General features: G+C 72.6%; 12 protein-coding genes. 6 read left to right on the plus strand and 6 right to left on the minus strand.

Annotated features, from left to right (window positions below; translation table 11 throughout):
* Positions 1-9: 9 nt before the first annotated feature.
* Together QM572_RS10295 and QM572_RS10300 are read right to left on the minus strand one after the other, a co-directional pair.
* Positions 10-900 carry a hypothetical protein gene (locus QM572_RS10295; protein ID WP_415092730.1) on the minus strand — a complete coding sequence of 297 codons (891 nt, stop codon included), beginning with the start codon at positions 898-900 and terminating at the stop codon, positions 10-12.
* 8 nt (positions 901-908) lie between these two features.
* Positions 909-3,926 (minus strand): CARDB domain-containing protein, encoded by a 3,018-nt coding sequence (locus QM572_RS10300; protein ID WP_415092732.1) that lies wholly within the window; start codon positions 3,924-3,926, stop codon positions 909-911.
* A gap of 93 nt (positions 3,927-4,019) precedes the next feature.
* Between QM572_RS10300 and serS the strand changes: the two genes are divergently transcribed.
* The gene (gene serS / locus QM572_RS10305; RefSeq protein WP_415092734.1) at positions 4,020-5,294 is read left to right on the plus strand and encodes a serine--tRNA ligase; all 1,275 of its coding nucleotides are present in this window, start codon (positions 4,020-4,022) and stop codon (positions 5,292-5,294) included.
* On the plus strand, positions 5,294-6,139 hold the full coding sequence (locus QM572_RS10310; protein ID WP_415092736.1) for an HAD family hydrolase: 846 nt from the start codon (positions 5,294-5,296) through the stop codon (positions 6,137-6,139). The genes serS and QM572_RS10310 overlap by 1 nt, the downstream gene beginning before the upstream one ends.
* A 59-nt stretch (positions 6,140-6,198) precedes the next feature.
* Here the strand turns inward: QM572_RS10310 and QM572_RS10315 are convergent, their stop codons facing one another.
* Positions 6,199-7,968 carry a carboxypeptidase regulatory-like domain-containing protein gene (locus tag QM572_RS10315; protein ID WP_415092738.1) on the minus strand — a complete coding sequence of 590 codons (1,770 nt, stop codon included), beginning with the start codon at positions 7,966-7,968 and terminating at the stop codon, positions 6,199-6,201.
* A 168-nt stretch (positions 7,969-8,136) separates the two neighbouring features.
* Here QM572_RS10315 and QM572_RS10320 point away from each other — a divergent pair, with 168 nt between their 5' ends.
* Entirely contained in the window at positions 8,137-8,949 is an 813-nt protein-coding gene (locus tag QM572_RS10320; protein ID WP_415092740.1) for an HAD family hydrolase, read from the plus strand.
* 11 nt (positions 8,950-8,960) lie between these two features.
* On the plus strand, positions 8,961-9,536 hold the full coding sequence (locus tag QM572_RS10325) for a hypothetical protein (protein WP_415092742.1): 576 nt from the start codon (positions 8,961-8,963) through the stop codon (positions 9,534-9,536).
* 34 nt (positions 9,537-9,570) lie between these two features.
* Here QM572_RS10325 and QM572_RS10330 read toward each other — a convergent pair whose 3' ends face one another.
* The 3 genes from QM572_RS10330 to QM572_RS10340 form a co-directional block, all read right to left on the minus strand.
* Positions 9,571-10,092 (minus strand): bacterial proteasome activator family protein, encoded by a 522-nt coding sequence (locus QM572_RS10330; RefSeq protein ID WP_415092744.1) that lies wholly within the window; start codon positions 10,090-10,092, stop codon positions 9,571-9,573.
* On the minus strand, positions 10,089-11,072 hold the full coding sequence (locus QM572_RS10335) for an NAD(P)H-quinone oxidoreductase (RefSeq protein ID WP_415092746.1): 984 nt from the start codon (positions 11,070-11,072) through the stop codon (positions 10,089-10,091). The genes QM572_RS10330 and QM572_RS10335 overlap by 4 nt, the downstream gene beginning before the upstream one ends.
* Before the next feature lie 71 nt (positions 11,073-11,143).
* On the minus strand, positions 11,144-11,707 hold the full coding sequence (locus QM572_RS10340; protein ID WP_415092748.1) for a molybdenum cofactor guanylyltransferase: 564 nt from the start codon (positions 11,705-11,707) through the stop codon (positions 11,144-11,146).
* A 51-nt stretch (positions 11,708-11,758) separates the two neighbouring features.
* Here QM572_RS10340 and QM572_RS10345 point away from each other — a divergent pair, with 51 nt between their 5' ends.
* On the plus strand, positions 11,759-12,559 hold the full coding sequence (locus QM572_RS10345) for a carbon-nitrogen hydrolase family protein (protein WP_415092749.1): 801 nt from the start codon (positions 11,759-11,761) through the stop codon (positions 12,557-12,559).
* A 33-nt stretch (positions 12,560-12,592) separates the two neighbouring features.
* Positions 12,593-12,948, plus strand: a 356-nt coding sequence (locus QM572_RS10350; RefSeq protein ID WP_415092751.1) for a hypothetical protein, incomplete at its 3' end; no start/stop codon positions are given.

Here is a 12,948-nt window from a genome sequence, read left to right on the forward strand (position 1 = left end):
GGTCGCCGGTCAGGTCGGCTGGATGAGCACCGTGAAGTGCTCGGTCACCGTTCGGGTCCCGTCGCTGACCGGACTGCTGGTCGTGAGCGCGAAGTCGTGGGTCATCCGGTAGTCGCCCGAGAGCCTGAACTCGCCGCCCCAGCCCTGCGCGGCCCGGTCAGCCGGGGCGATGGCCTCCGGGTCGCTGAACGGCGGGTCGCCGATCGTCTCGGTCGTCGTGCTGTCGGCGAGGCCGTCACAGCCGCCGGTGTGGCTCACGGCCCGGGTCGGCAGCGTGGCGGTCCCGGCCGCGTCGGCGTTGGTGGCGTAGAGCCGCACCAGCGCGGTGGGCGCCGTGGTGCCGCCCCCGCGCAGCGGCGTCAGGCCGTAGGAGCCGAAGGTCACCCCGACCGTGCTGCCGTCTCCCGCGGCGTAGCTCGTGCGGTACTCGCCGGACTGGCAGGCCTGGACCGTGGACGGCGCGGAGTACGCCGACCACCCCAGCGCCGCGGAGGGAAGGGCCCAGCCGCTGGTGTCCCAGGTGCCGGCCGGATACCCGGTCGCGAGCGAGCCGGACTCCTGCCGGGGGCTAGTCCCGGTCTGGTCGATCGTCCAGTCCTGGGTGACGTGGAGGAGCAGGTAGGCACAGAGGGAGCCCAGCCCGCCGTTGGTCATCACCTCGTCGGCCAGATCGTTGTCGTCCTGGTTGCGAAGCAGGCGCGCGGTCCCGACCACGAACCTGATCGCCGCCGCCGACGACGACTGGCTCTGGCAGGCTCCCTGCTCGGCGCGGATGCCGAGATCGCGAGCCAGTTGGGTGCGGGAGTCGTCGAGCGCGTCGAAGCGGGCGTACGACGGCAGCGGGTGGAGTCCGATCAACCCCAGGGCGAGAGCGGCGGTCGCCAGGAGACGAGTTCGCATGATGCTGCTCAGCCGAGGGGGCTGCTGGCGGTGATGTGGGCACCGAGTTGCAGCGTCTGGGCGCCGGTCGCCTCAGAGAGCGGGACGCCCGAGCTGCTGGGGCCGCCCATCGCGATGCGGTCGTCGGTCCAGGTCGAGTCGGTGGTCTTGTCCTGGTCGTAGACGTAGCCGTCGGAGCCACGGGTCAGGGTGAAACCGAGCGTTCCGGGTCGCCAGACGTCGACCTCCGAGTCCCCGTCGCTGGTCCCGGTCGCATCGGTGGTGTGGCGCGTGGTGGAGACCGTCGAGCTGCCGAGGGGCAGGAGCGAGAGCCGCATCGTGGTCTCGCCGTTGGCGGCGCGGTCGAAGCCGAAGCGGTCCAGCCGCATCCGCACGCTGGCGTCGGTGGGGGCCGAGGCACCGCTCTCGGACCAGGTCCAGTCGTTGGTCGGGCACGCGGCGTACGCATACGTGTCGAGGTCGAAGCCGGAGCCGGAGCGGTCGAAGTTGAGGCTCTGCTGGGCGTCGGCGTCGGTGCCCGGTTTGGAGCCGGTCGGGTTGAAGGTGAGCTGGGCGCTGCTGGTCAGCGTGCCGCCTTGGGAGATGTCCCACTGGCGGTGGAAGTCGGGGAACCCGGTGCAGTATTCGCCGCCGCCGGTCACGGCGGACTCGCTGCTGGACTGCGTGGTCTGGACGTCCCAGTCGAGCGAGACGTCGACGCCGAAGGTGGAGCAGAGCGGGATGGTGCTCTGCGCGTCGGCGGTGCGGTAGTCGTCGCCCAGTAACGCTTCTTGTCGGATCGCGCCCAGCAGCGTGCGGAGCGCGTCGAGGCCGCCCCCGTTGGCGCAGGAGGTGATCGAGAGGTCCATGTAGCGGTGGGTCAGATCGAGAATGCGGGGCATGATCGTCGCCTCGGCGGGGCCGACGACGGGGTCCTCGGTCAGACCGAGGAGGGCCACCTGGCGCGACCAGGCCAGCATCATCTGGACTGTCGACATCATCGTGTCGGCCCCGGCGTTCAGGGCGGTGTTGTACGCCGGCACGAGGATGCCGTCGTAGTAGTCCATCAGCGGCTGGGCGTCGTCGCTGATGGTGCCGGACGCCTGGGCGGCGGCGCGGCTCGAGCGCGCAACGCGGGCAGCTGAGCGGCTCGTCTGCGAGGCGACCCCGAGCGCGTGGTCGAGCTGCTGGTCGTCGTACGTCGGCCAGGCGGCCTGCAATGTGGCGAGCTGCTCCGCGGTGGCGGTGCCGACGCCGACGATGCCGAACTGGCGGAGGTTGAGGGTCACCGTCCGGTCGTCGCTGCCGGGGAGGATCGGCGCGAGGTGCAGGTTGCCGCCATCGGCGTCCGCGACGAAGACGACCTGGTCGGCCGCCGGGATGCCCTCGGGCAGGTGGAAGGTGGTGCTCCACGGGTGGCTCGGGACGAGGTTGTCGTCGGCAGCCAGGTAGTAGGCGGCCACCGGGGTGAACGGCAGCGGGTGATCGTCGTCGACGTCACTCACGGTGGCGGGGTAGTAGGTGAGGGTGTTGTCCTCCAGCAGCATGTCCGCCGGGAGGGCGATGTCCATCGTCACGCCGTTGCCGAGGTCGTAGCCGGCGTTGACCGGGCCGTCGATCGCGGTGCCGCTGGTGTAGGCCCAGGGGTTGGTCCACGCCACGGCGTCGACCGCTCGCAGTGCCAGTGGCGCGGGCGTGTGCGGGAAGTCGGTGCCCGCGCCCGAGGCGCTGATCGGCTGGTCGAGATCCTCGAAACCGACGGTGGTGTGGGCGCAGTTGTTGGTGGTGTCCAACTCGCGGTTCCACTCGTGGGCGGGGTCCACGTCGATGGGGGCGCGGGTGCAGGCTACGACGTACCGGGGGCTGTCCGGGACCGCGCCGGACCAGGTCAGCGTCCGGGTCAGGGTGACGCTCTCACCGGGCTGGATGTAGCCCCAGAAGTCGCCGTCGAGGTAGAAGCCGCTGGTGTCGTACGGGTCCTCGGGGAGGGTGTCGGTGGTCGCACCGGTCCCGGTGCCGTCGGAGATGATCGCGGCCAGTGCCGCGTAGGGGCTCTCGACATCGGTGCCGGCGTTGGTCACCGTCGCGGTCACCGTGGTGGTGCCGCTGCTGCCGGCGCGGGTCCAGATGTCGGTCGCGGTCAGGTCGGTGATCTCCAGATCGGGCAGCGAGGTGACGTCGAAGGCGAGGGGGAGGGTGGCGTCGGCGTAGCTCACGTTGCCGTCGACGCCCTCGCCGGGAAGCTGGGGGGAGCGGTCTCCGCGGGCCCAGACATAGAGGCTGCCGGGGTGCCACCAGGGGTTGGCTGGTCGGCTGGTCGGGACTTCGAGGTCCCAGGTGAGACTGGCGCCGGGCGCGAGGTCGGCCTCGCCGGTGCCGCTGATCTGCCCGAGGGTGCTGCCGCCCTCGCTCCGGACGGCGGCGTAGTAGTTCGGCCGGACCGCCACCGCGCCGATGTTGGTCACCGTGACGTGGAGCGAGACGGTGCCGCCGGAAGAGGTGATCGTGACCGTCTCCGGACCGCTCGCGGTCAGGGAGATGGACGCCGGATCGGCGTCGCCGGGCTCGGTGCTCGGCTCGTCGGTCGGCTCGTCGGTGGGGTCGCCACTCGGCGTGCTGGGGGCCGTGGTCGGCGCGGTCGTGCTGGGCGCCGCGACGACGGTGAGCGTGCGCGTGCGGCAGTTGTTCCGCTCGCTCTTCTCCTTGACCTTCGCGGTCGCGTCGGCGCAGGCGGTGAGGGTGTAGCGGCCGGCGGCGGGGGCGGTGAGCCGGGCGGTGAGCGTCTTCGCCTTCCGCTTGGCGAGCCGGGGCACCGTGACGGCGGTCTTGAGGGAGCCGAGGGTCAGCCGCAGGGTGCTCGCCTTCGCGGAGGCCTGTCCGGTGTTGCGGACGTTCACCGTGATCGTCAGGGGCGCGCCGGCGGTGATGGTGGCCGGTGCGGTGAGCGAGGCGGTGACGAGGTCGGCTCGCTTCGTCGCGGCGTACGACGGCGAGGGGAGCAGCAGGAGGGACCCGACGAGCACGAGCAGGGCCGAGAGGAGACGCATGGTGCCACCCTCCGCCCGGCCGGAGGCGCTTGGCATGGGGGAGGGACCCCAAGGTTTGGCTCCCGCCCACGGCACGACCACTAGGCTCCGACTGTGATCGACCCCCGCATCCTCCGTGACGAGACCGACCGCGTCCGCGCCTCTCAGGCGAAACGGGGCGCGAGCGACGATGTCGTGGACGCGGCGCTGGCCGCCGACGCCGCCCGACGGGCCGCCATCGCGGCGTACGAGGCGACGAGGGCGGAGCAGAAGCAGCTGGGCGGGCAGGTCGCCCGGGCGCAGGGCGAGGAGAAGGCCGCGCTGCTGACCCGGACCAAGGCGCTGTCGGCCGAGGTCAAGCGGCTCGAGGAGGCCAACCGCGAGGCCGAGGCCGCCTGGGAGGCGGCGCTCCGGGCGATCCCCAACGTCGTCGAGGACGGCACGCCGGCGGGCGGCGAGGAGGACTCCGTCGTCCTGGAGCGGGTGGGTGCTCCTCGCGATTTCGGTGCGGAGGGCTTCACCCCACGCGACCATGTCGAGCTCGGCGAGCTCCTCGGCGCCATCGACCTCGAGCGCGGTGCCAAGGTGTCCGGCTCGCGCTTCTACTTCCTCACCGGCGTCGGCGCCGAGCTGGAGTTCGCGCTGATCAACCTCGCGATGGAACAGGCCCGTGAGGCCGGGTTCACCCCGGTGATCGCGCCCGCGCTGGTGCGGTCCGAGGCCATGTCCGGCACCGGCTTCCTCGACCAGGTCGACGAGGGCGTCTACAAGGTCGACGACCTCTATCTCGTCGGCACGTCGGAGGTGCCGCTGGCGGCGTACCACGCCGACGAGATCCTCGACGTGACCACGCTGCCACGGCGCTACGCCGGCTACTCCTCCTGCTTCCGCAAGGAGGCCGGCAGCGCGGGCAAGGACACCAAGGGCATCATCCGGGTCCACCAGTTCGAGAAGGTCGAGATGTTCGTCTACACCACCCTCGAGGACGCGGCCGCCGAGCACCTGCGGCTGCTGGAGTGGGAGAAGGCCTTCCTCGACAAGCTCGAGCTGGCCTACCAGGTGGTCGACATCGCGGCCGGCGACCTCGGCTCGTCGGCCGTGCGGAAGTACGACCTCGAGGCGTGGATCCCCACGCAGGGGAAGTATCGCGAGCTGACCTCCACGTCGAACTGCACCGAGTTCCAGTCGCGTCGCCTCGACATCCGCACCCGGCCCGAGGGTGGGGGCGCCACCGTGCCGGTCGCCACGCTCAACGGCACCCTGACCGCCGTCACCCGCGCGATCGTCGCGATCCTCGAGACGCACCAGCAGGCCGACGGGTCGGTCCGCGTGCCGAAGGCCCTGCAGAAGTGGCTGGGCCGCGAGGTCCTGGAGCCGGTCGCCCGCTGATGAAGCCTCCCGTTCCCCCCGGCTGGCAGCCGCGCGTCATCGCCCTCGACATCGACGGCACCCTCCTCGAGTGGATCCCGGGCGAGGGGGCCACCCGTGAGGTGGTCTCGGACGGCGTACGCGCCTCCATCCAGCGCGCCGCCCGCGCCGGCGCCCACATCGTGCTGGCCTCCGGGCGCAGCGCCCACGCCATGACCGGCGTCGCCGAGCTGCTCGGCCTGCCCCTCGACGGCGAGGAGCGGCTGTGGATCGTGGCCTCCAACGGAGCCGTCGTCGTGCGGCACCCTCCGACCGAGCTGGTCCACGAGGAGACCTTCGACGCCAGCGACGCGGTCGCGCAGATCCTCGCGATCCACCCCGAGGCGCTGGTCGCGGTCGAGGAGCGCGGCGTCGGCTACCGCGTCAACCGGCCCTTCCCGCCCGGCGAGCTGACCGGCGACCAGATCATCGCCACCGTCGACGACATGGTCGCCGGGCCGGTCTCGCGTGTCGTGATCCGCGAGCCCAGCCTCTCCCCCGACGACTTCCTCGAGACCGGCCGTCGGCTCGGGCTGACGGGGATCAGCTACCACGTGGGCTGGACCGCCTGGCTCGACCTCGCGCCGGTGGGCATCTCCAAGGCCGCCGGCCTCACCTGGGTGCTCGACCAGCTCGACCTCGAGCCGTCCGACGTGCTCGCCATCGGCGACGGCCGCAACGACATCGAGATGCTCGAGTGGGCCGGCCGCGGCGTCGCCATGGGCCAGGCCACCGACGACGTCAAGGAGATCGCCGACGTCGTCACCCTCTCCGTCGAGGAGGACGGCGCCGCCGTCGAGATCGACCGCTGGTTCCCCGCCTCGTGAGTGTCAGGCAGGCCCAGGGGCCGGCCTGACACTCACACGAGGGGCGGCGACGCGACCCGTCAGGGCTTCACCCGGCAGGCGGCCGTGACGCCGCCGGCGGCGCTGGCCTGCGCTGCCTTCGCCTTCTTGAGGGCCGCGACGGCCTTGGCGAGCTGCTTCTTCGCCTTCTTCAGCTTCTTCTTGCTGTGCGCCTTCTTGAGCTTCTTGACCTTCTTCTGCAGCTTGGTCACGGCTGCCTGCGCGCTGGACACCGAGCCCTGCGCGGCGGCGAGCGCGGACTTGGCGCCCACGCAGGCGGCCGACGGCGGCGTCGTCGTGCTGCCGCCACCGCTGGTGCTGCTGCTGCTGGGGGTGCTCGTCGCGGTGGTCGTCGCGGTGGTCGTGGCCGTGCTCGACGCGGTGGCGCTCGCACTGGCGCTGCTGGTGCTCTCCGTGGTGGCCGGGTTGTCCACCACGACCTGCGCGTCGATGCCGGAGACGGTCTGCCCGGCGGTGACGCTCACCGGCGTCGCGTCGTCGAGCGAGGTGGCGTCGTCGTAGTACTCCAGGAACTCGTCGTCGCCGTACTCCTCGGCGCAGTCGGCGAACATGATGACGTACGACCCGCTCGCCAGGCCGTCGATGCGGTAGGTGCCGTCGGCGCCGGTCCAGGCCCCCGCGTAGGCGGAGAAGTACTCCTCCCCGTCGTCCGTTTCCGCCTGTCCGGCATAGACGCAGAGGTCCTCCGCGGGGATCCCGTTGGCGAACGAGACCGTGCCGGTCACGATGCCACCTGCCTGGAGGGCGATGTCGATGCCCGAGGTGGTGGAGCCCTGGGTGACCGACACCGAGGACGGGTATCTGGCCGTCAGGACGTTGTTGTCCCCGCAGTCGTAGAACCAGAGGTCGTAGTCGCCCGTGGCCAGCCCCACGACCGAGTAGTGCCCGGTCGCGTCGGTCACCGCCGACCCGTAGGCGTCGTCGCCGTCAGCGTCGACGCAGACGTCCTCCAGCGCGCCCCCGCCCGCGGCGCTGGTGACGACGCCGGAGACGATGCCGCCGGCGACCAGGGAGAAGTCGATGCCGGTGCTGACGGCGTCGTCGGACACGGTCACGGGGTCGCCGTAGGTCGCGCTCACCACGTTGTTGTCGCCGTGGTAGGCGTACACCCCGTAGGTGCCGGCGCCGAGGCCGGTGATCACGTAGGAGCCGTCCGCCGCGGTGGTGGCCGAGCCGTACTCGTCGTCGTCCTCCGTGCTGCGGTAGGCCTCGACCTGGACGCCCCGGAGGGGTGTGCCGCCGGGCCCGCGGACCGTTCCCGTGATCGCGTTGCCGGTCACCGGCGTGACCGCCAGGTCGAAGGAGCCCGTGTCACCGTCGTATCCGTCGACCACGACGTAGTAGGTGGTGCCGCCGGTGGCGGCGAAGGCGAGCGAGCTCCACAGGTCGTTGCAGGCCGCGTCGGAGCAGGTCGCGTCGGGGCTGTCGTCGTTGGTCGCGACCTCGGTCAGGGCGCTGACCGAGCTCCCGGTGTAGACGCCCAGGGTGGTGTCGTAGTCGCTGCCCTCGGTCGAGATCCGCACCAGGCCGGACGAGGCCGGCGTGTAGCGATACCAGACGGACGCGTAGGGCCCGTCGTCGAAGAGCGACGGCTCGCCGGCCTCGGCGGTCGCTCCGACGGTCGTGCCCGTGACGGGTGAGCCCAGAGTGAGCGCCACGGCCGCCGACCAGTTGTCGTTGGCGGGAGCGGCGGCGGAGGCGGGGAGCTCGGCGACCGCCAGGCCGGCCAGCGCCATGGCACCGGCGGCGATCAGGGTGGCGAGCTTGGCGGTGAGCGACGACTTCGGCATGGTCCACGTCCACAAGGTGAGAGGCCGGTCGGCCTCGTCCGCCGGGCAGTCCGGCGGGTTGATCGGGACCCTAGGCCGGAACGGGCCGCTTCGCTGAGAAATCGCTGTGATTGGGGTGCCTTGGTCTAGACCGCGACGCCGTAGGCGCGAGGGGAGACAATGGCGGGGATGTCAGAGTCAGGTCTCGCCGCGGCAACGACGCCGCGCCTGGTCGCGACCGACCTCGACGGCACGCTCGTCCGGTCGGACGGGTCGGTGTCGGCGTACACGGCCTCGGTGCTCGCGGAGCTCGACCGCCGCGACGTGCCCGTCGTCTTCGTGACCGGGCGGCCGCTCCGGTGGGCGCGTGAGGTCTTCCCGTACGTCGGCAGCCACGGCCTCGCGATCGTGACCAACGGCGCCCTGGTGTGGGACGTCGCGGCCGACGGGCCGTGCCTGGAGCGGATGATCCCCGCCGAGGTCGCGCTCGCCGTCGCCGGGACGCTGCGGGAGTCGATGCCCGATGTGCTCTTCTCCGTCGAGACGGTGGAAGGCTGGTCGACCGAGACCGGCCACACCCACGGCCGCCGCCTGCCCCCGGTGCGTGAAGACCGCTTGGAGCGGATCCTCGCGCAGCCGGTCCTCAAGCTCCTCGCCCGTCGCGACGGCGCGAACCCGGATCAGTTCGTCGCGGCCGCCACGGAGCTCGTCGGGGATGTGGTCGAGGTGACGCACTCGTCCTTCCCCCTGCTGGAGATCAGCGCGCGAGGCGTCACCAAGGCATCGACGTTGAAGATGGTCTGCGACGATCTCGGCGTTGCCGCCGCGGACGTGGTCGCCTTCGGCGACATGCCCAACGACCTGCCGATGCTGACCTGGGCGGGGCTGTCCTACGCGATGGCCGACGCTCACCCGCAGGTCGTCTCCTGCGCGACCCACCTCGCGCCCGGCCACGACGACGACGGGGTGGCCAAGGTTCTCGCGGAGTTGCTGGGTCTGTGAGGATGGGGCGCGTGCTCCGCAGACTCCGGCCGCTCGCGGCCCTCGCGCTCGTCGGCGCCGTGCTGAGTGTCGCTGGCCTCGGCTCGCTCGCGGCGCCTGCCGCGGCGGCCTGCGCGCACCCCGACACGGCCACCGCGATCGGCAACGCGCAGGCGGTCTTCACGGGGGTCGCCGGTGCCGGCACCGCCAACGGAGCGGCCTTCCACACGCCGATCGCCGTCGACCGGATCTTCAAGGGCGACGTCGCTGCGTCGGTCGTCCAGGTCCGCACGCGGGCCGGGTCGTGCGGTCTGGGCGCCCTCACCGAGGGGTCGACGTACGTCCTCATGGTCACGGCGAAGGGCGGTCAGCTGGTCGCGTCCGGAGCCTCCGGGACCGCGCTCGCCACCGACGCGCTCATGGCCGAGGTCCAGGCCGCGCTCGGCGAGGGCACGCCGCTCAACGCCGAGCCCGCGACGCCCGAGGTGGACTTCCAGCTCGTCGGCGACGCGACCCCGACGCCCGCGCTCCGCGCCGCCGCCCCCGGCATCGCGCTCGCTCTGGCCGGCCTGCTCGGCTGGTTCCTGGTGCGCCGCCGCTTCGCCTGACCGCGCACTCCCCGCGTTCGTTCCCGACACGCTCTCAGAGATAGAGCCCGCCCGGATGGCCGGGGGCCGCCTGAGGCTCCGCACCCGGCTCCGGTGCGGCGCTCGCGCCCGGCGGGAGCCCCCGGCGGATCTGCTCGAACTGCGCCCGCGCGGCGACCTGCTGCGCGTAGATCGCCGTCTGGATCCCGTGGAAGAGCCCTTCGAGCCAGCCGACCAGCTGGGCCTGCGCGATCCGGAGCTCGGCCTCGCTCGGCGCCTCCTCGCCGAATGGCAGCGTCAGCCGGTCCAGCTCCTCGACGAGCTCCGGGGCGAGACCCTGCTCGAGCTCCTTGATCGAGGCCTGGTGGATCTCCTTGAGCCGTGCGCGACTGGCCTCGTCCAGGGGCGCCGCCTTCACCTCCTCGAGGAGCTGGCGAATCATCGAGCCGATCCGCATCACCTTCGCGGGCTGCTCGACGAGGTCGGCGATGGAGCGCTCGCCGTCGTCCTCCCCCTCGGTGGCGGAATCGAGGATCACGGGCGTCTGCTCGGGCTGCTCACTCATGGGCTGGCTCATGGCTCCACCCTAAGAAGGATCTTCCCGGTGTGGTCGCCCGACTCCATCCACGCGTGCGCGGCGGCGACCTCGGCGAGGGGGAAGGTCCGCCCGACCTGGGCGACCACCCGGCCGGACGCCACCAGCGGCCAGACCTGCTCGACCACCTCGGCGCAGATCGCCGCCTTGCCGCGTGGGCCGTCGGTCGGGCGCGAGCGCAACGTCGTACCGATCACGGAGCCGCGCTTGCGCATGAGCGCGCCGATGTCGAGCTCCGCCTTGGTGCCGCCCTGCATCCCGATGATGACGAGCCGGCCGCCGTCCGCGAGGGCCTGGACGTTGCGGGCGAGATACTTCGCGCCCATGTTGTCGAGGATGACGTCGGCCCCGCCCTCGGCCCGGACGATCTCCACGAAGTCCTCCTCGCGGTAGGGGATCGTCCACGTCGCGCCCAGCTCGCGGCAGTACGCCGCCTTCTCGGCAGAGCCGACGGTCGTGGCCACCCGCGCGCCGAGCGCGGAGGCGAGCTGGATGGCGAAGGAGCCGATGCCGCCGGCGCCGCCGTGGACGAGGAGGAGGTCGCCCTCGGCCAGGCCCGCATGCATGACGATGTTCGACCAGATCGTGGCGGCCACCTCGGGCAGGGCGGCGGCGGTGACGAGGTCGACGCCGGCCGGGATCGGCATCACCTGGCCGGCGGGCACGGCGACCTGGGTGGCGTAGCCGCCCGCCGCGAGAAGCGCGCACACCTCGTCGCCGACCTGCCACTCGGTCACCCCCTCCCCGACCGCGCCGATCGTGCCGCTGCACTCCATGCCGAGGACGTCGCTCGCGCCCGGCGGTGGCGGGTAGTGGCCCTGCCGCTGGAGCAGGTCCGCCCGGTTGAGCCCGGCGGCCGCGACGTCGATCACCACCTCGCCGGGTGCGGGCTCCGGGTCGGGAAGCTCGGTCAGCACGAGGGCGTCGGGCCCTCCGGGCTCGGGTGCCAGCACAGCCTGCATGCGCTCCACGCTATCCACGCGCACGAATCCGGGCCTCGGGGCCGCTCAGGGCGCTCGGGGCGTTCGGGGTGTCAGGAGTCCTCGAGGTCGCGGAGGTCGCTCCAGGTGTCGATGTCGCGGTGCTCGGCGCCGACGGCGGGGACCTCGACGAGGGAGAGCGGCAGGAGGAGGCGGTGCAGGGCCATGGCGTGCTGTGCCTCGTGGCTCGGCCGGATCTCCATCAGCCGGTCGCGGCGGAGCACCAGCGCGAGCTGGCGGTGCCCCGTCGGATCGACCAGCACCGACCCGTCGCCGCCCTCGGCCGCGTCGGTGAGCCGGCGCATGGTGCCCATCGAGAGGTTGGGCATGTCGACCGCCAGCACCCCGACGTACGCCGGACGGCGGAGCAGCGCGTCGACGCCGGTCAGCAGCGCGGCGACCGGGCCACCGAACCGCGGGCTCTCCCGGGTGAAGGTGACCGGTCGCTCGGACGGCACCACGTCGCCCACCACGACGACCTCGCTCGCGTCGATGCAGGCGTCGAGGGTCCAGGCGAGGAGGGTCCTCCCGCCGACCTCGATGCCCGCCTTGTCGACGCCGTCGAGCCGGCTGCCGCGCCCCCCGGCGAGGATGATCGCTGCCCACGAGTCCAGCATTGGGACAATCTAGAGGGTGATGGCGTGTTGGTCAGCCCTACGCTGGAGCGCATGACCCGATGGAGCCGGCTCGACGTGGCCCTGATCCAGACGGCGTCGGCGCTGGACCCGGCCGTCAACGCCGCGCGGCTCGACGAGCTGGTGCCGCGCGGCGCCGGGCTGGTCGTGCTGCCGGAGGCCTCCCAGCGCGACTTCGGCCCGGTCGACGACGATCTCGGCGCCCATGCCGAGGGGCTCGACGGGCCCTTCGCGAGCGAGCTCGCCCGCGTCGCCGCCGACCGCGGCGCCACGGTGATCGCGGGCATGTTCGAGAACAGCGCGGGGAGCGCGGCCGAGGACACCGGCGCGACGCCGTACAACACCCTCGTCGCGGCGGACGGCCGCACCGGCTCCTCGGCCTGCTACCGCAAGATCCACCTCTACGACTCCTTCGGCTATCGCGAGTCCGACCGCCTCAGCGCCGGGCCGATCGACCCGACGGTGGTCGAGATCGCGGGGGTGCCGGTCGGCCTGATGACCTGCTACGACCTGCGCTTCCCCGAGCTCGCCCGCTCCCTCGTGCAGCAGGGCGCCGAGGTGCTGGTGCTCCCGGCCGCCTGGGTCGTCGGCGAGCGGAAGGTCGACCACTGGCGGACGCTGGTGCGCGCGCGGGCCATCGAGAACACGGCGTACGTCGTCGCCTGCGGGCAGCCGGCGCCGCGCTACTCCGGGCACTCGATGGTCGTCGATCCGCTCGGCGACGTGGTCGCCGAGGCCGGGGACGGCGAGGAGATCCTCACCGCGACGCTGCACGCCGCCCGGCTCGCCGAGGCGCGCTCGACCAATCCGTCCCTCGCCAACCGTCGGATGTAGGGCATGTGGAGACATGCCCTAAGGTCACGCACCGTGAGTGAGCCTGCCGGACGTCGTCGCGCGGCGACGCCGGCGCCGCGCGGTGGCAGGCGGGTGAAGGGCGGCAAGCGAGCGCTCCGTCCCGACGACACCCGGGCGATCCCCGCCTTCGTCGAGCACGAGGACGAGGCGCCGCGGTCGGCCCCGCCCGCGACACGACGTGAGCCCGCCGCCCCCGACACGCCGGAGCCTCCGGCGCGGCGCGCCGAGCCGACGGGCGAGGTGTCCGCACCCACGCCCACGCCGACCCCTACTCCGGCACCCACCCCCACGCCGGCACCCACGCCCGCGGCCGTCACCCGGGCCCCGACTCCCGCCGCGAAGGGCGCGGTCCGGCGCGCGCCCCGGCG

It is taken from the genome of Nocardioides sp. (assembly GCF_047607365.1).
In the GTDB taxonomy this organism is placed as follows: Bacteria; Actinomycetota; Actinomycetes; order Propionibacteriales; family Nocardioidaceae; genus Nocardioides.

Bases quoted from the DNA above. Each gene is read 5' to 3' on its own strand.
- QM572_RS10295 (WP_415092730.1), bottom strand. From the start codon at position 900: ATGCGAACTCGTCTCCTGGCGACCGCCGCTCTCGCCCTGGGGTTGATC.
- QM572_RS10300 (WP_415092732.1), bottom strand. From the start codon at position 3,926: ATGCGTCTCCTCTCGGCCCTGCTCGTGCTCGTCGGGTCCCTCCTGCTG.
- QM572_RS10310 (WP_415092736.1), top strand. From the start codon at position 5,294: ATGAAGCCTCCCGTTCCCCCCGGCTGGCAGCCGCGCGTCATCGCCCTC.
- QM572_RS10315 (WP_415092738.1), bottom strand. From the start codon at position 7,968: ATGCCGAAGTCGTCGCTCACCGCCAAGCTCGCCACCCTGATCGCCGCC.
- QM572_RS10320 (WP_415092740.1), top strand. From the start codon at position 8,137: ATGTCAGAGTCAGGTCTCGCCGCGGCAACGACGCCGCGCCTGGTCGCG.
- QM572_RS10330 (WP_415092744.1), bottom strand. From the start codon at position 10,092: ATGAGCCAGCCCATGAGTGAGCAGCCCGAGCAGACGCCCGTGATCCTC.
- QM572_RS10335 (WP_415092746.1), bottom strand. From the start codon at position 11,072: ATGCAGGCTGTGCTGGCACCCGAGCCCGGAGGGCCCGACGCCCTCGTG.
- QM572_RS10340 (WP_415092748.1), bottom strand. From the start codon at position 11,707: ATGCTGGACTCGTGGGCAGCGATCATCCTCGCCGGGGGGCGCGGCAGC.
- QM572_RS10345 (WP_415092749.1), top strand. From the start codon at position 11,759: ATGACCCGATGGAGCCGGCTCGACGTGGCCCTGATCCAGACGGCGTCG.